At 59.7% G+C, this 2,174-nt stretch carries 3 protein-coding genes; all 3 read right to left on the bottom strand.

The genetic code is table 11. The features are described from left to right. Positions 1-50: 50 nt before the first annotated feature. The 3 genes from tnpC to tnpA all read right to left on the bottom strand — a co-directional run bounded on the left by tnpC (position 51) and on the right by tnpA (position 2,089). Positions 51-1,385, bottom strand: coding sequence for an IS66 family transposase (tnpC, locus tag AC3Y2E_RS34520; protein WP_379217963.1), 1,335 nt, complete (start codon positions 1,383-1,385; stop codon positions 51-53). 66 nt (positions 1,386-1,451) lie between these two features. Continuing rightward, entirely contained in the window at positions 1,452-1,805 is a 354-nt protein-coding gene (gene tnpB / locus AC3Y2E_RS34515) for an IS66 family insertion sequence element accessory protein TnpB (RefSeq protein WP_379217961.1), read from the bottom strand. Continuing rightward, positions 1,799-2,089 (bottom strand): IS66 family insertion sequence element accessory protein TnpA, encoded by a 291-nt coding sequence (tnpA, locus tag AC3Y2E_RS34510; RefSeq protein ID WP_379217959.1) that lies wholly within the window; start codon positions 2,087-2,089, stop codon positions 1,799-1,801. Before tnpA ends, tnpB begins: the two co-directional genes overlap by 7 nt. Between the last annotated feature and the right edge of the window lie 85 nt (positions 2,090-2,174).

Here is a 2,174-nt window from a genome sequence, read left to right as displayed (position 1 = left end):
GTAAGCGTAAAATAGTCCCCACCTGGCCAGCAGATGGGGACTCGGATAAGCTATTTTGTAGTGGTAAACACACGGCAAGTCAAGGGAAGCGAGGAAGACCAGGGAAGCAGAGCATCCAGTGCCTTTTCATCTTTTAGATCAGGTAACTGAGGCAGCTTCTCCAACAGATAGGTCAGATAGTAAAACGGATGCAACCGATTCTCTTTGGCCGTCTCCACGAGGCTGTAGATCGTCGCGCTCGCCTGAGTGCCTCGCGGCGTGTTGGCGAACAGCCAATTCTTCCGGCCAATCACGAACGGCTTGATGGCGCGCTCGCTTCGGTTGTTGTCGATCTCCAGCCGTCCGTCCAAGAGATAAGCGTTCAGTCGCTCCCATTGGTTCAGGCAGTAGGTAATGACCGCTCCGGTCAGACTTTTGGGTAACACCCGGCCTTGTTGTTCCTGAAGCCACGCCAAACAAGCATCCAGCACAGGACGGCTTTGCTCCTGACGGATGGCGAAGCGCTTTTCCGGCGGCTGCCCCTCGGCCTGTCGCTCGATCGCGTAGAGGTGGTTGCAGAAGTCCAGCCCCTGCTGCGCCACCGTGCTCGCGGCCGGGACGTTCTTCGGCAGCGCCGCAATGGCATCAAAAAACTTGCGCCGGGCGTGCGCCCAACAGCCCACCCGCGTCACACCGGCAACTTGGTCGTAGCTGTCGTATCCGTCCGTATGCAGGTAACCCGTAAAGCCCCCCAGAAAGCGCTTCGGATGCTCGCCCGCCCGCGTCGGCCGGTACTCGTACAGGACGATCGCCGGGCTCCACGGTCCGGTTCGGTATAGCCACAGGTACGATTTCTGCTCCGCCGTCCGTCCGGGCTCCCGAAGCACCTGCAGCGTCGTTTCGTCGGCGTAGGCAATGTCCTGCCGCAGCAGGTGTGCCTTCATCTGCTCGTACACGTGGGTGAGCCACTGGGCGCCGTGAAGCATCCAGTTGGCCATCGTCTGCCGGGACAGTTCGACCCCAAAACGGGCCCACTGCTGTTCTTGACGATACAGCGGCATGCCCTCCGCGTATTTCTGGCTCATGATGTACGCCACGCTGGAAGGCGAGGCGAGACTTCCCGGCTGGACGGGACGGGGCATCGGCGCCGTGACGATCGGTGTCTCGACGCCATCCCGCTCGCAGTGACGGCAACCGTAGACGTAGCGAACATGTTCCACAACCAACAGCAGCAGTTGGTCCGGAGGCGTCTGTTCGCTGGAGGAGGCGAAACGCCGGCGCTGCGCCAGCCGGAATTGTTCCTCATACCAGCGCAGCTTCGCCTTCAACTCCGCGTTTTCATGTGTCAGCTTGGACAGTTGGTCTTCGGTTGTCGTGGGGAGGTTCGTTCGTTTTTCCATATTCACAGGGTTCGACATCTCTTGAGAAAGTTCCTGCCGGGAAATGAGGCGAAACACCGAAAACAAATTCGACTAAATGACGGCCTCGGCCCGAACCGGCGGATGTGCCTTGCGCTGCTTCAGCGCCAGGCCGTCCAGCAGCCAGCGCAACTCGCGGCTGGAAACGGTGACCGTTCCTTCGCCGCCAGTCGGCCACTGAAACGTACCGCGCTCCAGCCGCCGGTACAACAGCCAGAAGCCGTTATGATCCCAGAGCAGCATCTTGAGCTTGTCACGCTGGCGATTACAAAACACAAAGAGGCTGGGCGCGAACGGATCCCAGCCGAAGCCCTCCTGCACGAGAGCGGCGAGGGCGTCGATGGATTTGCGCAAATCCGTGGGTCCGCAGGCCAAATAGACGTGCTGGGGGTTCGGGAGCGTCAGCACGGCACCACCTCCGCCAGCGCGTGCACGACTTCGCGAAGCAACCGGGGATCGAAGCCGGCGTAAAGTTCAATCTGTGCCGGACCGACGCGAAGGACAAGCGGCGCGCGTTTTCCTGCTCGGCTACGGCCAGCGGTACAAAGCATGTCGTTGGATTTGTAGAGCCAGTATTTCATTTGGTCAACCGTACAGTCGTGGGCCGCGCACCAAGCTTTCAGGGTCAAGCTGCTGGCCCGGTACTCGGCGATGCGTGTGACCCATTGCTGTCGAAGATGTTCATTTGCCAAATGGGGCAACCTCCTTGCGTTCTCGGTTACCTCATTTTCTCATGGGATTCAATCCGTTTGAAGGTGGGGACAGTTTGACGCTTAC

Source organism: Paenibacillus sp. MAH-35 (genome assembly GCF_058135425.1).
The sequence above is the reverse complement of the archived record's forward strand: the minus strand, read 5'-3'. Positions and strand labels throughout refer to the sequence as shown.